The 17,057-nt window shown below is 71.6% G+C and carries 15 protein-coding genes; 5 read left to right on the top strand and 10 right to left on the bottom strand.

Going from position 1 to position 17,057, the window contains the following annotated elements:
- Positions 1-30: 30 nt before the first annotated feature.
- From AB0K36_RS01500 to AB0K36_RS01490, 3 genes are read right to left on the bottom strand one after another with little or no spacing between them, the layout of a single operon-like run.
- Positions 31-1,086, bottom strand: a complete 1,056-nt coding sequence (locus tag AB0K36_RS01500; RefSeq protein ID WP_364586720.1) for a quaternary amine ABC transporter ATP-binding protein — start codon at positions 1,084-1,086, stop codon at positions 31-33.
- Entirely contained in the window at positions 1,086-2,612 is a 1,527-nt protein-coding gene (locus AB0K36_RS01495) for a GMC family oxidoreductase (protein WP_364586717.1), read from the bottom strand. The genes AB0K36_RS01500 and AB0K36_RS01495 overlap by 1 nt, the downstream gene beginning before the upstream one ends.
- 16 nt (positions 2,613-2,628) lie before the next feature.
- Positions 2,629-4,116 (bottom strand): aldehyde dehydrogenase family protein, encoded by a 1,488-nt coding sequence (locus AB0K36_RS01490; RefSeq protein ID WP_364586714.1) that lies wholly within the window; start codon positions 4,114-4,116, stop codon positions 2,629-2,631.
- Between the two features lie 253 nt (positions 4,117-4,369).
- Here AB0K36_RS01490 and AB0K36_RS01485 point away from each other — a divergent pair, with 253 nt between their 5' ends.
- Entirely contained in the window at positions 4,370-5,083 is a 714-nt protein-coding gene (locus tag AB0K36_RS01485; protein WP_364586711.1) for a DUF6882 domain-containing protein, read from the top strand.
- Between the two features lie 2 nt (positions 5,084-5,085).
- On the opposite strand, the gene AB0K36_RS01480 is transcribed toward AB0K36_RS01485, so the two are convergent.
- Positions 5,086-5,604 carry a hypothetical protein gene (locus tag AB0K36_RS01480; RefSeq protein ID WP_364586708.1) on the bottom strand — a complete coding sequence of 173 codons (519 nt, stop codon included), beginning with the start codon at positions 5,602-5,604 and terminating at the stop codon, positions 5,086-5,088.
- Between the two features lie 159 nt (positions 5,605-5,763).
- On the opposite strand from AB0K36_RS01480, the gene AB0K36_RS01475 reads away from it, so the two are divergent.
- Positions 5,764-6,429, top strand: a complete 666-nt coding sequence (locus AB0K36_RS01475) for a GOLPH3/VPS74 family protein (RefSeq protein ID WP_364586705.1) — start codon at positions 5,764-5,766, stop codon at positions 6,427-6,429.
- Between the two features lie 455 nt (positions 6,430-6,884).
- Here AB0K36_RS01475 and AB0K36_RS01470 read toward each other — a convergent pair whose 3' ends face one another.
- The 6 genes from AB0K36_RS01470 to AB0K36_RS01445 form a co-directional block, all read right to left on the bottom strand.
- Positions 6,885-8,267, bottom strand: coding sequence for a B12-binding domain-containing radical SAM protein (locus tag AB0K36_RS01470; RefSeq protein ID WP_364586702.1), 1,383 nt, complete (start codon positions 8,265-8,267; stop codon positions 6,885-6,887).
- Between the two features lie 119 nt (positions 8,268-8,386).
- Positions 8,387-9,376, bottom strand: coding sequence for a malate dehydrogenase (locus AB0K36_RS01465; RefSeq protein WP_189466714.1), 990 nt, complete (start codon positions 9,374-9,376; stop codon positions 8,387-8,389).
- A gap of 182 nt (positions 9,377-9,558) precedes the next feature.
- Positions 9,559-10,692, bottom strand: a complete 1,134-nt coding sequence (locus AB0K36_RS01460; protein ID WP_364586699.1) for a helix-turn-helix domain-containing protein — start codon at positions 10,690-10,692, stop codon at positions 9,559-9,561.
- A 276-nt stretch (positions 10,693-10,968) separates the two neighbouring features.
- Entirely contained in the window at positions 10,969-12,198 is a 1,230-nt protein-coding gene (locus AB0K36_RS01455) for an NADP-dependent isocitrate dehydrogenase (RefSeq protein WP_364586696.1), read from the bottom strand.
- A gap of 111 nt (positions 12,199-12,309) precedes the next feature.
- Positions 12,310-13,026 carry a DUF3017 domain-containing protein gene (locus AB0K36_RS01450; RefSeq protein ID WP_364586693.1) on the bottom strand — a complete coding sequence of 239 codons (717 nt, stop codon included), beginning with the start codon at positions 13,024-13,026 and terminating at the stop codon, positions 12,310-12,312.
- 17 nt (positions 13,027-13,043) lie between these two features.
- The gene (locus tag AB0K36_RS01445; protein ID WP_189466720.1) at positions 13,044-13,913 is read right to left on the bottom strand and encodes a bifunctional methylenetetrahydrofolate dehydrogenase/methenyltetrahydrofolate cyclohydrolase; all 870 of its coding nucleotides are present in this window, start codon (positions 13,911-13,913) and stop codon (positions 13,044-13,046) included.
- Positions 13,914-14,158: 245 nt separating this feature from the next.
- Between AB0K36_RS01445 and AB0K36_RS01440 the strand changes: the two genes are divergently transcribed.
- The 3 genes from AB0K36_RS01440 (at position 14,159) to AB0K36_RS01430 (ending at position 17,020) form a co-directional block, all read left to right on the top strand.
- Entirely contained in the window at positions 14,159-14,698 is a 540-nt protein-coding gene (locus AB0K36_RS01440; protein ID WP_364586690.1) for a hypothetical protein, read from the top strand.
- Positions 14,699-14,858: 160 nt separating this feature from the next.
- Complete coding sequence (locus tag AB0K36_RS01435; protein WP_364586687.1) at positions 14,859-15,614, top strand: FHA domain-containing protein; 756 nt, start codon at positions 14,859-14,861, stop codon at positions 15,612-15,614.
- Positions 15,611-17,020: a protein kinase domain-containing protein gene (locus AB0K36_RS01430; RefSeq protein WP_364586684.1), complete on the top strand. Its 1,410-nt coding sequence runs from the start codon at positions 15,611-15,613 to the stop codon at positions 17,018-17,020. Before AB0K36_RS01435 ends, AB0K36_RS01430 begins: the two co-directional genes overlap by 4 nt.
- Positions 17,021-17,057: the final 37 nt, after the last annotated feature.

The raw sequence follows: 17,057 nt of genomic DNA, 5'->3' as shown, positions 1-17,057 counted from the left end.
CCCGGGGGTGGCGCGTACGCGCTGTGCGGGTCACGCGGCCACCGCCTTGCCGCCGGGGACACCGGCGACCACGCCGAGCAGCGCCGCGTGGTCCACCACCCCCAGGCACCTGCCGTCCTCGACGACGCGGGCGGTCTCGCCGGTGCGGGCGACGGCCTCGATGGCCTCGAAGACCGTCGCCCCGGGGGCGAGCGCCGGGCCGGACTCCCCCTCCGAGGCCCGGGCGGGGCGCATGGCCGTGCGTACGGTCATGACCTGCTCGCGCGGGACATCGCGGACGAAGTCGCGCACGTACTCGTCGGCCGGCTCGCCGACGATCTCCTCGGGGGTGCCGAGCTGCACGATCCGGCCGTCGCGCATCAGCGCGATCCGGTCGCCGATCTTGAGCGCCTCGCTCAGGTCGTGCGTGATGAAGACCATGGTGCGGCCCTCCTCGCGGTGCAGCCGCACGACCTCCTCCTGCATGTCGCGGCGGATCAGCGGGTCCAGTGCGCTGAACGGCTCGTCGAACAGCAGGACCTCGGGGTCGACCGCCAGTGCCCGCGCCAGGCCGACGCGCTGCTGCTGGCCGCCGGACAGCTGGCCGGGACGGCGGGACTCCATGCCCTCGAGGCCCACCTTGGTGACGAACTCCGCCGCCCTTTGCCGGCGTTCCGCGCGGCCGACGCCCTGGATCTCGAGTCCGTAGGCGACGTTGTCGAGCACCGAGCGGTGCGGCAGCAGCCCGAAGTGCTGGAACACCATGGACGCGCGGTGGCGGCGCAGTTCGCGCAGCCGTCCGGCGTCCATCGACATGACGTCCTCGCCGTCGATGGAGATGGCGCCGGATGTCGGCTCGATCAGCCGGGTGAGGCAGCGGACCAGCGTCGACTTGCCCGAGCCGGACAGGCCCATGACGACGAAGACCTCGCCCTTGCGGACGTCGAAGGAGACGTCACGCACGGCGGCGGTGCAGCCGGTGCGCTCCCGCAGGCCGGCGGCGTCGAGGGCGCCCAGCTCGGGGTCGGCGGGCACCCGGCCCGCCTTCGGACCGAAGACCTTCCACAGGTCGCGTACGGAGAACACAGGTGTCGGCGGCGTACTCATCAGGCATTACCTCCCAGCAGGTCCGCGCATTTCTCCCCGACCATCAAGACGGTGATCATCGGGTTGACGGCCGTCATCGTCGGGAAGACGGACGCGTCGGCGATCCGGACGCCGGTGAGGCCGCGGATCTTCAGATCGGGGTCGACGACGGCGAGTTCGTCGTCGGCCGCACCCATCCGGCAGGTGCCGGCGGGGTGGTAGACGGTGTGCGCGACCTTGCGCGCGTACTCGCTGATCTCCTCGTCGGAGGTGACCTCGGGGCCCGGGCAGACCTCCCGCTTCAGCCAGCCGGCCAGCGGCTCCTGCTTCGCGATCTCACGCGCGATCCGGATGCCGTCGACCAGCGTGCGGCCGTCGTAGTCGTCCTCGTCGGTGAAGTACCGGAAATCGAGGGCGGGTTTGACGTCGGGGTCGGCGCTGGTCAGGTACAGGCGGCCGCGGCTGCGGGGCTTGGGGATGTTGGGCGTCATCGACACGCCGTGCGCGGGGCGTTCGTAGCCGAGGCGCTCCGGGTTGTCGGTGAAGGGGATCTGGTAGAAGTGGAACATCAGGTCGGGCCCCGCGGACGCGGGGTCCCGCCGTACGAACAGCCCGGCGTCGCTGTCCATCGCGGAGTTCTCCGGGATGGGCCCGTGGGTCTCCCAGACGATGACCGACTCGGGGTGGTCGAGCAGGTTCTCGCCGACGCCCGGCAGGTCGTGGACCACGGGTATGCCGAGCCTCTCCAGGTCGGCGCGCGGCCCGATGCCGGAGTGCATCAGCAGCCGGGGCGTGTCGACGGCTCCCGCGCAGACGAGCACTTCGCGGCGGGCCCGTACGGTCCGCTCCTCGCCGTCCTTGGCGCGCACGTGCACCCCGGTGGCACGTGTGCCGTCCAGCTCCAGCCGGTACGCCCAGGTCTCCAGGGCGATGTGCAGGTTCGGCCGGTCGAGGAAGGGGTGCAGGTAGGCGACGGACGCCGACGAGCGCTTGTTGTTCTCGGGGTGGTAGGCGAGGTCGAAGAAGCCGACACCCTCGTGGAAGGGCTTCTCGTTGAAGCTCTCGATCCGCGGCACGTCGAGGGCGGTCCGCGCGGCGTCGACGAAGTCGCGGGCGATGGCGTTCCGGTCCGCCTCGTCGACGGGGACGATGTTGTTGCGCAGCTTGTGGAAGTACGGGTCCATGGCCGCGGCGTCCCAGCCCTCCGCACCGGCCCCTGCCCACTCGTCCCAGTCGGACGGCAGCGGCTTGAAGGCGATGAGGGTGTTGTGGGACGAGCAGCCGCCGAGCACGCGGGCGCGGCTGTGGCGGATGTGGGAGTTGCCGCGCGGCTGTTCGGTGGTCGGGTAGTCGTAGTCGAGCTCACCGCCGAGCAGGCCCATCCAGCGCCGCAGGGTCAGCACGTCGTCGCGGCCGACGTCGCTCGGGCCGCCCTCGATGACGGCGACGGTCACGCCGGGGTCCTCGGTGAGCCGGGAGGCGATCACCGAACCTGCGGTGCCGCCGCCGACGACGACATAGTCGTACTCGTGGATGTGGTCGGTCATGGTGTGTTTCCCTGCCTCAGCCCGCGAACCAGCGCACGGGGCGCGGGGCGAGGTTCTGGTAGATGTGCTTCGCCTCGCGGTACTCGGCGAGGCCCGCGGGTCCCAGCTCACGGCCGGTGCCCGACTTGCCGAAGCCGCCCCACTCCGCCTGCGGCAGGTAGGGGTGGAAGTCGTTGATCCAGACGGTGCCGTGCCGCATGAGCCGCGCCATCCGGCGTGCGCGTCCGGCGTCGGACGTCCAGACGGCTCCGGCGAGGCCGTACTCGGTGTCGTTGGCGAGGGCGAGGGCCTCTTCCTCGGTGCGGAAGGTCTCGACGGTCAGGACGGGGCCGAAGATCTCCTCGCGGACGACGCGCATGGTGCGGTGGCAGTGGTCGAGGACGGTGGGCCGGTAGAAGAAGCCGGGTCCCTCCGGCCGCTCGCCGCCCGCCCTCAGCACCGCGCCCTCGGCCAGCGCGGAGGCGACGAACTCCTCGGTCCTCGCGAGCTGCTGGGCGGAGACGAGGGGGCCGCACTCGACGCCTTCGTCGGTGCCGCGCCCGAGGCGGATCTTCTCGGCCCTGCGCGCGAGTTCGGTGACGAACCGCTCGCGCAGCGACTCCTCGACGATGAGCCGCGAGCCCGCGGAGCAGACCTGCCCGCTGTGGATGAACGCGGCGTTGAGTGCCTGGTCGACGGCCGTGTCGAACCCGTCGGGGGTGGCGCAGGCGTCGGCGAAGACCACGTTCGGGTTCTTGCCGCCGAGTTCGAGGGCGACCTTCTTGACGGTGTCGGCCGCGGCGCGGGCGACCTTCGTACCGCTGACGAGCCCGCCGGTGAAGGACACGAGGTCCACATCCGGGTGCTCCGCCAGCCGGGCGCCGACGGGGTCGCCGGCGCCGGTGACGATGTTCGCGGCGCCGGGCGGCAGTCCCGCCTCGATCAGCAGCTCGATCAGGGCGACGGTGGTCAGCGGCGTGATCTCGCTGGGCTTGATCACCAGGGTGTTGCCCGCCGCGAGCGCGGGGGCGATCTTCCAGCTGGCCTGGAGCAGCGGATAGTTCCAGGGGGTGATCAGCGCGCAGACGCCGACGGGCTCGTGCACGACGACGCTGTGGATGTCGTCCGACCCGGCGTCGACGACACGGCCGCCGCTCTCGTTCATGACGAGGTCGGCGAAGTAGACGAAGGCATCGCGTACGCAGTCGACGTCGACGCGTCCCTCTTCGAGGGTCTTCCCCGCGTCCTGGCTCTCCAGCGCGCCGATCTTCTCCCGGTCCCGCTCGAGCAGGGCCGCGACGCGTCGGAGCAGCGCGGCGCGCTCCGCGACAGGGGTGCGCGGCCAGGTGCCGTCGTCGAATGCGGCACGTGCGCAGGCGACAGCGTCATCGGTGTCGGCGACACCGCCCTCCGCCACGACGGCGAAAACGCTCCCGTCGACGGGGTCGATGATGTCGCGGGTGGCACCGGAGAGGGCGAAACGCCACTCCCCGCCCACATGGATGGTCTGATGTACTGCCGACACGTCGCGTTTTGGCCTTTCGTTCCCGTTTTGTCCGACGCCGGTCACACCCCGGCGATCTGGCCGCCTGCCCCCGGAACCAAGAACCATGCGGAACGGTTCACGGAACGTGACCTGACTCACGGAACGGCCGGAGCGCGCGGGCCACCCAGGCCCCGGGACCACGGCGGGGTCAACACGGGCATCACGGGGCGAATGTGAGCGGGGTCACCGCCCGCCCGAAGCCGTCACCACCCGGCCTCATAGGGTCAGGTACATGACCGCGAAGTTCAGTGATCCGTTCCTCAGCCTCACCGAGCAGCACGCCGCCTGGGGCGCGGAACAACTCGAGACGTTCAACGAGTTCATGCCGATCGGCGAGTGGAGTGCCGACCTCGGGCAGTGCCTGTACCGGCAGTCCGGACGAGAGCTGAGGATCTCGCTCCTCGGGACGTTCGACGTCAACGAGCACTCATGGCTGTGGGCCTGGGCCAACCCCGGCTTCGCCGGCTCACCGGTGGTCACGGCGGCGGAACGGCTCCGCGCGTACGGCCAGGCGCACGGCCTGAGCGAGTTCACCGAGGAGCTCGTCCCCCTCGCCGCTCACGACGACCCCCGCCGCGCCGTGGAGACCCTGGCGTTCACGGCGATGGGCGTGCTCGGCGCCGCCGGGTACATCGGCGTACAGGCGAGCGCCGACGGCCGCGCCTACATGGTTCCGGACGATCCTCAGGTCCCCCGCGCCGAACCGGACGCCATCACCCTGCCGCGCGTCCTGCTCACCGGCGCCGGCCTCGTCGGCGGATCCGCCCGCCGGGTCGTCTCCGGGTACTTCGGCCACCACGACCTTCCGCAACGCCGCACCGAGGACCGGACGAGCGCGGGACTCCCCGACGGCGGCACGATCGACGTCCTCTTCGACGATCTCGACCGGATAGCGTCCGTCCACGTCAACACGGGTGCCCCCGCGGTGGAACAGCCGGCCGGCTGAGCTCAGCGCCTCCCGACCCCGAGGTCCCGCCGGGCGCCCGCACGCACGACGGCGGCGCCCGCCCCGGTCAACGCGGCGAGGACCAGCAGCACCGCGATCGACGGATTCACGAAGGCCGGCACGAAGTCGTACGTGTAGCCGTCCGACCAGCGGCAGACCGAACTCACCGGGAACAGGCTGTCCCGCATGTTCTCGAGGTTCGGTCCGTCCGCCGGCGAGGAGTACCCGTAGCGCTGCTGCGCGCAGGTGTACCACTCGTTCTCCAGGCGGACGGAGCACAGAAGACCGAACAGCTGGATCGCCAGCGCGACCGCCACGCACACCAGCGCCACGTCCCGGAGCCTCCCCGCGGGGGTCGACGCGCTCAAGCGGCCGCGCGCGACGAACGCCGGGAAGAGATACCCGCACAGCGTGATCAGCACCAGCAGGCCCAGGATCAGGATCCCGAAGACGGCCAGGGGGTTCTGGCCGGTGTCCGTGGCCAGTTGGACGGTGCCGGGTATCGCGGTGATCGAGGACATGAGCCTCATCCTGCGTCATCCTCGCCCGGCGCGCCGCGCGTTCTTCCTGATGGAGCGTCGCGCGGAGGAGCCGAGGTCCCGGACGCCGGCGCTCACGGAACCACGCGGCAGTCCCGGCCGTCCCAATGATCAAGAGACCAACGGACGAAGGGGGCCCGCATGGCGGTCACGCTGGGCGAGGAGATCATGCTGCTGTCGCTGGACGACGGGTCCGGCGCGGCGAAGGACCGGCAGTCCGCGGGGTGGGCCGTGGCGGGCGGCATCCTGCTCGACCTGGTCATGGCCGGACGGGTCTCGGTCGACGACGGCCGGATCCGCGTCACGGACCAGGCGCCCACCGGTGTCGCCCTCCTCGACGGCCGCCTGGAGCAGCTCGCGGCCTGGGCGGGCCGCAGGCGCAGGTCCCCGAAGGTCACGGAATGGCTGACGAAGGACCACTCCAAGGCCGTGACCGCCACGATCGAGAGCCTGCGTGAGCGCGGTCTCGTGGCGGAGGAGCAGCACAAGGTGCTCGGCCTCTTCCCGGTCAAGCGCTATCCGGAGGCGGACGGGGCGGCCGAGCGCGAGCTGCGCGAACGCCTCACCGCCGTCGTCCTCGAGGGAAGCGAGCCCGACGACCGGACGGCGGGTCTGGTCGCGCTGATCCATTCGGCGAAGCTGCACCGCATCGCCTTCCCCGACGTGCCGCGCAAGGAGCTCACCGGGCGGATGTCCGAGATCTCCGAGGGCCAGTGGGCGGGCGACAGCCTCCGTAAAGCCATCCGCGACATGCAGGCGGCGATGGTCGCGGTCACCGTGATGACGGCGGCCGCGGCGGCGGGCTGACGCCCCGTCTCTCACCCCTGCAGCGGCTGCTCGGTCAGCCGGACGACGAAGCGGCACGTCGCCGCCCGCCGCGCCAGGCGCTCACGGGAGTGCGCCTGGCCGTCGCCGACGCGAGCTCCGACCCGGACGCCCCAACGGACGGCGGCCGGACCCGCCACCTCCTCGGCCGCAGCCCGGCATCGCCGGGCGCGGCACGCACGAGGCCGGACCGCCACTGAACCACCGGGCGGCCTCGTCCGCCGGGTGCGGCGCCTCCTCGGCCGGGGCACGGAGGGCCATCATCTGCTGACCGGACTGTCGCCGCGCGCCGGACCGCCACCGAACCACCGGGCGGCCTCGTCCGCCGCCCAGCGCCCCGGGGCGGACGGCCACCGACGGCGACCGGCCCCGTCGCCGGATGCGCGCCACGGGCCGGGCGGCCGTCACAGGCGCCCGGCCCGGCCGCGTGGCGCGGCTCACGCCGCCTTGCGGCCGCCGAACGCGGCGAGGGTGCGCTCCAGCGCGGGCATCGCGCGGACCGTCCGCCGGGAGCGGATCAGCATGTCCCACGCGGGCTCGAACTTCTTCCAGCCGCCCGCGTACGCGAGGTGCCGCATCCGTTCGTGCCGGCCGGGCTGCGCGGAGGCGCCGCGCCAGATGTTGGACCAGCGGTAGAAGTCGCGATAGGCGCGCCAGTAGCCGTCCTCCAGCTGCCGGGGGGTCATGCCCTTGGGCCGGTAGACCACATGACGGGTGTCGTACAGGTCCCAGTCGCGGTGCACGATGTGGTCCTCCGCCTCCATCTGCTTCCACAGTCCCGTGGAGGGATACGGCGTCATGATGTGGAACGTCGCCGTCTCGATGCCCTGCTCGACGGCCCACTCCACCGTGCGGTCGAAGACGTCGGGCCCGTCCTGGTCGAGGCCGAAGACGAAGCTGGCGTTGACCATGACTCCCGCGTCATGGAGGCGGCGGACCGCCGCGCCGTAGTCCTTGCCGATGTTCTGGTTCTTGCGGCGCTCCGCCAGGTTCGCGTCGTTGACGGTCTCGAAGCCGACGAACAGGCTGCGCAGCCCCGCGTCGACCGCGCGCTCCAGCAGACCCGGCTGAAGAACGGAGTTGACCGTGCCGGCCGCCTGCCACAGGCGGCCCATGCCGGCCATGCCGTCGAACAGGGCTTCCGCGAAGCGCCTGTTGCCCAGCAGATGGTCGTCAAGGAAGTAGAGGTGGCGGCCCGGCAGCCGCTCGATCTCCGACAGGGCGTCGTCGACGGTCTGCGTGTAGAAGGACTTGCCGCCCTCGAAGAACGCGTCCTTGTAGCAGAAGTCGCAGTGGTGCGGGCAACCGCGCGAGACCACGATCGAGTTGGGCACGAGGTACAGGTGACGCTTGATCAGGTCGCGGCGCACCGGCGGGAGACCGGCCAGGGTGCGCTGTGCCGTGGAGTCGTAGCGCCGGGCCGCAGCGCCGTCGCGGAAGTCCTTCAGGAACAGCGGCCACTGCTCCTCCCCCGGCCCGGTGAAGACGGTGTCGGCGTGCTGCGCGGCCTCCTCCGGCAGCGAGGTGACGTGCAGCCCGCCCATCGCCACATGCACGCCCCGCGCCCGGAAGTGATCGGCTATCTCGTAACTGCGGCGCGCCGAGGTGATGTACGGCTGGAGCACCAGCAGGTCGGGGCTGGGCAGGGCCTCGATGTCGATGCGCTCGACGTGCTCGTCGTACAGCGTCACCTCGTCCGACTCGTCGAGGTATCCCGCGAGGGTCGCCAGGCCGAGCGGCGGGAACAGCGAGTACTTGATGGGACGGAAGAGCGGACTGGTCGCTTCGGTCAGGGCCGGGAGGATCATCATCACGCGCATGACAGCCGAGACTGCGTAAACCGGTCCCTCAGTTCCCGTACACACGTGCGCCCCGGCAGCACGGGGCCGCCGGGGCGTGGTGTGAGCGCCGGACGCCGCGGACGTCCGCGGCGCCGGGGTCAGATGAGGCCGAGCTCGCGGACCGCGTCGCGCTCCTCCTCGAGCTCCCGCACGGACGCGTCGATGCGCGTACGCGAGAACTCGTTGATGTCCAGGCCCTGGACGATCTCGTACTTGCCGTCCTTGCAGACGACCGGGAACGAGGAGATCAGGCCCTCCGGGACGCCGTAGGAGCCGTCCGACGGGATGCCCATGGAGGTCCAGTCACCCTCGGCGGTGCCGTTGACCCAGGTGTGGACGTGGTCGATGGCGGCGTTCGCGGCCGAGGCGGCGGACGACGCGCCACGGGCCTCGATGATCGCGGCGCCGCGCTTGGCGACGGTCGGGATGAAGGTGTCGGCCAGCCACTGCTCGTCGTTGACGATCTCCGCGGCGCTCTTGCCGGCGATCTCCGCGTGGAAGATGTCCGGGTACTGCGTGGCGGAGTGGTTGCCCCAGATGGTGAGGCGCTTGATGTCGGAGACGGCGGCGCCGGTCTTGGCGGCCAGCTGCGAGATCGCGCGGTTGTGGTCCAGGCGGGTCATCGCGGTGAAGCGCTCGGCCGGTACGTCCGGGGCCGCGGCCTGGGCGATGAGGGCGTTGGTGTTGGCCGGGTTGCCGACGACGAGGACGCGGACGTCGTCCGCGGCGTTGTCGTTGATGGCCTTGCCCTGGGGCTTGAAGATGCCGCCGTTGGCGGAGAGCAGGTCGCCGCGCTCCATGCCCTTGGTGCGGGGACGCGCGCCGACGAGGAGGGCGACGTTGGCGCCGTCGAAGCCGACGTTCGGGTCGTCGGTGATCTCGATGCCCTTGAGCAGCGGGAAGGCGCAGTCGTCGAGCTCCATGGCGGTGCCCTCTGCGGCCTTGAGGCCCTGCGGGATCTCGAGCAGGCGCAGCTTGACCGGCACATCCGCGCCGAGCAGGTGGCCGGAGGCGATGCGGAAGAGCAGCGCGTAGCCGATCTGGCCGGCCGCGCCGGTCACGGTGACGTTGACGGGAGTGCGGGTCATGGCGATCTCCGTAAGACAGCTGGCGGTGGGCAACACTGCCCCTCGTACGGGACCTCTCGTCCACGCCCGAGGTGAATCTTGACGTGAAGAGATTTCCAGCGGTCAGGCTATCCGACCCGGGCACGGACCGATCCACGCCCCCTTGTGGCGCGTCTCACCCCGCCCGCGCCACAAGGCGGGTGTCACGGCGCGGTGGTGCACCCCTCCGTGCCGGTCGTGAGCGTGGCGCACGCCTTGGCGTCGGCCGGGTCGGGCGCGGCCGCCATCGGGGTGTACGCGTCCTTGTCCGCGTTGACCAGGGCGCTCTCCTCGGCCTTGCCGCCGACGGCTATCCGCACCGAGTCCCCGACCGCCGCCTTGGTGATACGGGCCCATGCCGCGCCGCACACCTGGCTGTGCCGGACCTCTATCACCGCCGTGCCGACGGTGGCCGTCGAGACGGTCTTGGCGTACTCACCGCCGCAGCCCATGATTTCGGGGTCCTGGCCCGCGCAGTCGGCGCCGTTGCACTTCACCCCGGCCGGCAGCTCCGGGGCGGTGGTGGGCGCGGCGGACGGGCTTCGCGTCGCCCGGTCCTCGCGTCCGTCACCGCCGTCGCCGTTGACGAGGAACCAGCCGCCCGCGCCCACGATGAGCACGCTCACCACGGCGGCCACGACGAACGGGCCTTTACGGTGCCGCCTGGCCGGACGCCCGTCCGCGCCCCCGGGCGCGGCGGGGCTGCCGTAGGCGTCGGGGCGGGCCGGGCTGCCGTACGCACCGGGTGCGCCGGTCCGTTCCTGCCCCGGCCGGCCCTGGGGCCGTGAGCCCGCGCCCGGGCCGCCGTACGGCTCGGCACCGACGGGGCCGCCGTACGGGTCGGCGGCGGGTCCTCCCCGGCCGTGCGGTCCGGAGCCGTACCCGCCCGCGGGCGGGCGTGCGGCATGTCCCGCGCCGCCGCGCGGACCGGCCGACGGCGTGGTCGGGCCCCGGCCGCCGGCGCCGCCGAGCGCCTCACGCGCCTGCGAGATCCGTATCGCTTCCATCGTCATGTCGTGGCGCGCCTCGGCACGGCTCCAGGCGCGTTCCGCCAGCTCCCACATGGTGGTCACATGGCCGGTGTCGGTGCCGGTCACCTCGGCGAGCGCGACGGCCGCGCCCCTCGGCGCGAGCAGCCGTCCGTTGAGATACCGCTCCCAGGACGTCTTGCTGTACCCGGTGCGGTCGGAGACCGCCGCGATGCTCAGGCCGCTGCGGTCCACGAGCCCGCGCAGCTGGCCGGTGAACTCGCGTACCTCCGGGTCCAGCCCCTCGGGCAATTCCTTCCAACGAGGCATTGGTACTTCCCCCTTGTCCCCCGAATGTGCTTTGTATACCCCCCGTGCAGCCGACGGTCCTCGGGTGCGGCCCCAGTGTCGCATCCGTAGCACGACGATCACACCGTGGCGGAATGGTCACTTCCGTGCCACAGGCCACAGTCGTCCCTTGAACGGATTTGGCGCGTCCATGACTCTTGAAACACGACGGCGCCCGTCCTCCCTCGGGGGAGAGGACGGGCGCCGTCGCCCGTTCGGCCCTGCCGCGACTCCACGTCCCGGCACGGCGCGGCGCGGTCACGGCGCCAGGCGGTCGGCCATCTTCTTCTGCAGGCCGGCGTCCAGCGTGTCCAGGAACTGTTCCGTGGTCTGCCACGGCTGGTTGGGCGAGATCAGCAGGGCGAGGTCCCGGGTCATCTGGCCGCCCTCGACGGTCTCCGCGCACACCTGCTCCAGCGCCCGGGCGAACCAGGTCACCTCCGGCGTGCCGTCCAGCCTTCCCCGGTGGACGAGTGCGCGCGTCCAGGCGTGGACGGAGGCGATGGGGTTGGTCGACGTCTCCCGGCCCTGCTGGTGCCGGCGGTAGTGGCGGGTGACCGTGCCGTGCGCGGCCTCGGCCAGGACGGTCCTGCCGTCGGCCGACATCAGGACCGAGGTCATCAGCCCCGGCGAGCCGAACCCCTGCGAGACGAGCGCCGACAAGACCTCGCCGTCGTAGTTCTTGCACGCCCAGAGGTAGCCGCCCTTCCCGCGGAGCGCGGCGGCCACCATGTCGTCGGTCAGCCGGTGCTCGTACGTCAGACCCTCCCGCGCGAACTCCGCCTTGAACTCGGCGTCGAAGACCTCCTGGAAGATGTCCTTGAACCGGCCGTCGTACCGCTTGAGCACAGCGTTCTTCGTGGACAGCAGGACCGGGTAGCCGCGGGCCAGGCCGTAGCGGAACGAGGCGCGCGCGAAGTCGCGGATCGAGTCGTCGTGGTTGTACATGCCGAGCGCCACGCCCGGCCCGGGGAAGTCGTGGACCTCCAGCTCGACCGGGTCGGAGCCGTCCCTGGGGGTGTACGTCATCGTCAGCGTGCCGGGGCCGGGCACCTTGAGATCGGTGGCGCGGTACTGGTCGCCGAAGGCGTGCCGGCCGATGACGATCGGTTTCCTCCAGCCGGCGACGGGACCGGGGACGTTCCCCATGATCACCGGCTCACGGAAGACGACGCCGCCGAGGAGGTCGCGCACGGTCCTGTTCGGCGAGCGGTACATCGCCTTGAGGTTGAACTCCTCGACCCTCGCCTCGTCGGGCGTGATCGTGGCGCACTTGATGCCGACGCCGTACTTCCTGACGGCGTCGGCGGCGTCGAGTGTCACCTGGTCACCGGTGGCATCGCGTTGCTGGATGCCCAGGTCGAAGTGGATCAGCTCGACATCGAGATACGGCAGGATCAGCTTGTTCCTGATGAACTGCCAGATGATGCGGGTCATCTCGTCGCCGTCGAGCTCGACGACGGGACCGGCTACCTTGATCTTGGCCATCGGGTGAACGTCCCTCTCGCGCGTCGACCGGCCCGATGTCACGGTGAGTGACACCGGGCCATCTCGACTTCAAGCTACTCGCGTGAGAGGCCGACCCCTTGGACCCGGGCGCTAACGCACCGTGAAATGAACCGCGTCCTCGAGGAACGGCACGTCCAGCCACGGTTTCGGCTGCGCGACCAGGGCGAGCAGCACGATCAGCGTTCCGAGCAGCCCGTACGTGATCATGTCCGTGAAGCGGGAGCGGACGGCGAGCATGCCGACGGACCGCGTGACGCGGCGCAGCACGGCACCGAGGACGAGAGCGGCGCCGATCAGCATCGTGCCCACGCGGAAGGCGTCGGCGAAGGCGTTGGTGCCGACGATCAGCAGGCCGGCTCCCGTCAGGGAGAGCACCGTGAGCAGCGGCCACTGCCGTGCCGGGGCGGGCGCGTCCCCCGGCGCGGCCCGCCCGCCGCCCTCGGGACGGGCGGTGTCCAGCGTGACGGCGGGCGGCCTGCGCGAACCGGCCTTGCGGTCGGGGTCGGCGTCGTCGGCACCGTGCCTGTCGGCCGCTGCCGCGTCGCCCGGACCCGCACCCGCACCCGCGTGGTCCTCGGGGGCGTCGGGGGCGGCGTCCACGGAGGCCCCGCCGGGGCCCGACGTCGTACCGGCCGCCTCCACGGACGTACCGGGCGCCGCTTCCGCGGACGCGCCGGGCGCCGCCTCAGCAGCGGCGCCCGGCCCGGAAGCGGTGCGGTCCGGGACGGCCTCGTCCGGACCCGGCGCGTCGGCGCCGTCGCCGTCGCCCGGCCCTCGGGTGCCGCTGCTGTCCGCGCGTACCACCATGGGTCAGCCTCTTCCCGTCAGGCCGCGGACTCGGCCGACGCCGCGCGCTCAGCCGCCTCGACCACGTTCACCAGCAGCTGCGCGCGTGTCATCGGGCCCACGCCGCCGGGGTTCGGGGCGACCCAGCCGGCCACCTCCGCGACACCGGGGTGGACGTCACCGACGATCTTGCCGTTCTCGTCACGGCTGACGCCGACGTCGAGCACGGCGGCGCCGGGCTTGACGTCCTCGGGCAGGATCAGGTGCGGCACACCGGCCGCGGCGACGATGATGTCCGCCTGGCGCAGATGGGCCGAGAGGTCACGCGTACCGGTGTGGCACTGCGTGACGGTCGCGTTCTCCGACTTACGGGTCAGCACCAGCGGCATCGGCCGCCCGATGGTGATGCCGCGCCCGACGACCACGACGTTCGCGCCCTTGATCTCCACGCCGTGGTGGCGCAGCAGCTGGACGATGCCGTACGGCGTGCAGGGCAGCGGCCCTTCGATGCCCAGCACCAGCCGGCCGAGGCTCACCGGGTGCAGCCCGTCCGCGTCCTTGGCCGGATCCATCAGCTCCAGGACGCGGTTCGCGTCGATGCCTTTGGGAAGCGGGAGTTGGACGATGTAACCGGTGCACTCAGGATTCTCGTTGAGCTCCCGTACGACCGCCTCGATCTCCTCCTGCGTTGCGGTCCCGGGCAGTTCGCGCTGGATCGACGCGATGCCGACCTGCGCGCAGTCGCGGTGCTTGCCGTTGACGTACCAGCGGCTGCCCGGGTCGTCCCCGACGAGCAGGGTCCCGAGACCGGGCGTGATCCCCCGCTCCTTGAGGGCCGCCACCCGGGCGGTCAGGTCGGACTTGATCGCGGCTGCGGTGGCCTTGCCATCGAGAATCTGGGCAGTCATACCCCCATCCTCCCGGATGGACCCGCCCCGGTTCCAATCCGCCCGGTCTCCGTCTCGACGGGCGGATGGCCGAGAGGTTGCACTTGCACAACACCTGTGGATACCGGCTGGACAAAAAGTCCACTCTCAGACGACGATGAGCCGCGCAGTGCCGCGGGCAGTGCCGGGGGGCAAAACAGTAAAAACAGCACAGTTCCTCCGCTCGGGCCGCGTCGTCCCCGCATTTCCATACGGAGGAACCCGCCATGAGCTTCGGCGACCCGAACAACCCCTACAGCCAGCAGCAGGGCCAGCAGCCCGGCTACGGCTACCCGCAGGCCCCGCCGGTCCAGCCCTACGGCGGCGGCTTCCCGACCGGCCCGCAGGAGATGCCGGGCGGCGTCAAGGCGGCCCGCGTGATGCTCTACATCATCGCCGGCTTCCAGCTGATCGGCACGATCCTGTTCGCGCTCAGCGCGGTGGCCATCGGCAAGGCGAAGGAGGACCCGGCGCTCAGGGACGACGTCCAGTTCCAGGACCTCGCCGACTACTCGTCGGGCGTCCTGTGGCTGCTCACGCTGCTGGTGCTGGCCTGGGGCGTCTTCGCCATAGTCCTCGCCGTCAAGTTCGGCAGCGGCGGCAACGGCATCCGCATCGCGGCGATGGTGTTCGGCATCATCACCGCCATCCTGGGCATCTACCCGTTCATCCTGGTGGGCCTCGTGCACACCGTCCTGGCGATCCTCGTGGCCGTCTTCGTCGGCAAGTCCGACGGTGGCGCCTGGTTCAACCGCCAGCGGGTGTGAGTTCCGCACTCCGCACAGGCCGAAGGCCGTGAAACCCCCGGGTTTCACGGCCTTCGGCCTTTCCCGGCCGGTCCGCCTTCGCCACACCGGGCGAACGCCGTGCCCTTGCCCGCACCTGTCCCTACTCTGGCGCTGATTCCGTCGGGGGAAAGGGATTGGGATGTACAGCATCGTCGTCGTACCGGCATCCTGCGTCACCGCACAGGGACAGATCAGGCTCGCGCCGGGGGACACGCTCCGCTTCGGCCGCACACCCACGCCGGGCGGCGGTGACCGGCAACTGACCATCCCGCACCCGTGTGTCTCGCGCACCGCGGGCGAGATCACCGCCGCGGGCACCTACTGGTCACTCAGCAACCTCAGCGGCACGTCCACCTACGTCGTGGAGAACCCGGAAGGCGCCGGGGAGCACATCAAGGTCGCTCCCGGACGCATCGGAGCACCCGTACCGTTCGAGTTCTCCCGTGTGGTGCTGCCCGCCGCGGACGAACCGGTCAGCTTCGACGTCTGGGCACCGCGCCACGACTACGCCGAGACCGAAGGGCCCGACCCGGACGGCGAACCGACCGCGCTGGCCTTCGCGCTGGACCGCACGAAGCGGTACTTCCTGGTGCTCGCGGCCCTCTGTGAGCCCCGTCTGCGCGGCATGCCACACGCGCCGCTGCCCACCGTCGAGCAGGTCGTCGAGCGGCTGCGGCCGGCGTGGCCCGGCGCCAACCGCGCGGCCGTGCAGTGGAACATCGACTATCTCGCGGTGAAGCTACGCCTCAAACCCGGTCCTGGCACCGTCGACCAGGGGCCGCGACTGAACGGCAAGAAGGAGTCCCTCGTCTCGCTGGCGCTCCGCTTCGACCTGGTACGCGAGGACGACCTGCCGGCGCTCGCGGCCGTGGCGACGGGCGGGTGCGGACAATGACCGCACCGGGGCCGTACGGCATCGCCGCCGTGCCCGCGGGCTACCGCGTCGGGGCGTGGATCGTCGACGAACCGCTGGGCGCCGGGGCGTTCGGCAACGTGTACGCGGCCCATCACACCGCTCCGGAGCCCGGCGGCCCCGCCCGCGCCGCCCTGAAGTTCCTCCCGACCGGCACGCACACCCCCCGCCAGCTGCGGCATCTGCGGGAGCTCGCCGAGCGCGAGGTGGCGCTCCTGCGGAGGCTGCGCTCGCCACGGCTGATCCGGATGTACGAGGCGCTGACGGTCGACGACGCCGCGCACCCCGAGCTGGACGGGGCCACCGTCCTCGTGCTGGAGGCCGCACAGGGCTCACTGGAGACACTGCTCGCCGGGGAGAACCGGCCACAGGCGGGGCCCACGCTGCTGACGCAGATCTGCGAGGGGCTGCACCAACTGCACGCGGCGGGCTGGGTGCACGGCGACCTCAAACCCGGGAACGTGCTGCTGATGCCCGACGGCACCGCACGCCTCGGCGACTTCAACATGGCGGCGGAACTCGAGGGCACCCATGCCTACGCACCGGCCTTCGCGACCGCCGACTACACGCCGCCCGAGCTGCTGTGGTCGGAGATCGGCGAACGCGGCCGAAAGGTACGGCAGACCGCGGACATCTGGGCCTTCGGCGTCCTCGCGCACCTGGTCCTCACCGGGTCGTTCCCCATGCCGGGGGGCTCCCCCGCGGCCCGCCGCGACGCGGCGGTGCGCTACGCCCGCGGGGAGGAGGAACTGCGGCTCTCCCCGGAACTGCCCGCGCTCTGGCGGGAGATCGTCGAGGACTGCCTGGCTCGTACGCACGAGGAACGGGCCAGGCACGACGCGACGTCCCTGCTGAGGCGCACGGCGGACGCGGCGGCCGAACTCGTCCCGCGCCGAAGACGCGCACGGCGTCCCCTGCTCGCGGTGACCGCCGGCGTACTCGCCCTGGCGGCGGCGGGCTTCGGGGTGCGGATGCTCGTGGCCGACGACCCGGCCACGAAGCCGCGCGCCGACGCGGCCGCCGGCACCACCGCCGGCCCGAGCACGGGCAGCGGCACCGGGACGGCGCAGACGGCCACGGGCTACGACCGCTGCGAGCCGGGCTCCGTCTGCTTCTTCTCCGAGACCGGGGGCGAAGGCAGGATGTGTGCCTGGGAGGGCGACGACCCTGACTGGTTCGACGGCGAGAACGACTGCTCCTGGGCGACCGCCGAACGCCCCCGCTCCCTGTTCAACAACGGTATGCCCGATCCCAAGGGCTTCGTCCACGTCACCTATTTCGCGAAGCCGGGACTGGAACAGCGCCTCGGCTGCGCCGAGAAGGGCCGGCGGCAGGATCTGGCCCTCGACGCGAACGTGCTGTCGCACACGTGGGCCAAGAAATGCTGACGCGGGACGGCTCCGGGACGCCGGTCGCGTCCCGGAG

The sequence above is a fragment of the Streptomyces kurssanovii genome, from assembly GCF_040677245.1.
In the GTDB taxonomy this organism is placed as follows: Bacteria; Actinomycetota; Actinomycetes; order Streptomycetales; family Streptomycetaceae; genus Streptomyces; species Streptomyces kurssanovii.
The sequence above is the reverse complement of the archived record's forward strand: the minus strand, read 5'-3'. Positions and strand labels throughout refer to the sequence as shown.

Coding starts and splice junctions, on each gene's coding strand:
- AB0K36_RS01500 (WP_364586720.1), bottom strand. CDS start 1,086: ATGAGTACGCCGCCGACACCTGTGTTCTCCGTACGCGACCTGTGGAAG.
- AB0K36_RS01495 (WP_364586717.1), bottom strand. CDS start 2,612: ATGACCGACCACATCCACGAGTACGACTATGTCGTCGTCGGCGGCGGC.
- AB0K36_RS01485 (WP_364586711.1), top strand. CDS start 4,370: ATGACCGCGAAGTTCAGTGATCCGTTCCTCAGCCTCACCGAGCAGCAC.
- AB0K36_RS01480 (WP_364586708.1), bottom strand. CDS start 5,604: ATGTCCTCGATCACCGCGATACCCGGCACCGTCCAACTGGCCACGGAC.
- AB0K36_RS01475 (WP_364586705.1), top strand. CDS start 5,764: ATGGCGGTCACGCTGGGCGAGGAGATCATGCTGCTGTCGCTGGACGAC.
- AB0K36_RS01470 (WP_364586702.1), bottom strand. CDS start 8,267: ATGCGCGTGATGATGATCCTCCCGGCCCTGACCGAAGCGACCAGTCCG.
- AB0K36_RS01465 (WP_189466714.1), bottom strand. CDS start 9,376: ATGACCCGCACTCCCGTCAACGTCACCGTGACCGGCGCGGCCGGCCAG.
- AB0K36_RS01460 (WP_364586699.1), bottom strand. CDS start 10,692: ATGCCTCGTTGGAAGGAATTGCCCGAGGGGCTGGACCCGGAGGTACGC.
- AB0K36_RS01455 (WP_364586696.1), bottom strand. CDS start 12,198: ATGGCCAAGATCAAGGTAGCCGGTCCCGTCGTCGAGCTCGACGGCGAC.
- AB0K36_RS01450 (WP_364586693.1), bottom strand. CDS start 13,026: ATGGTGGTACGCGCGGACAGCAGCGGCACCCGAGGGCCGGGCGACGGC.
- AB0K36_RS01445 (WP_189466720.1), bottom strand. CDS start 13,913: ATGACTGCCCAGATTCTCGATGGCAAGGCCACCGCAGCCGCGATCAAG.
- AB0K36_RS01440 (WP_364586690.1), top strand. CDS start 14,159: ATGAGCTTCGGCGACCCGAACAACCCCTACAGCCAGCAGCAGGGCCAG.
- AB0K36_RS01435 (WP_364586687.1), top strand. CDS start 14,859: ATGTACAGCATCGTCGTCGTACCGGCATCCTGCGTCACCGCACAGGGA.
- AB0K36_RS01430 (WP_364586684.1), top strand. CDS start 15,611: ATGACCGCACCGGGGCCGTACGGCATCGCCGCCGTGCCCGCGGGCTAC.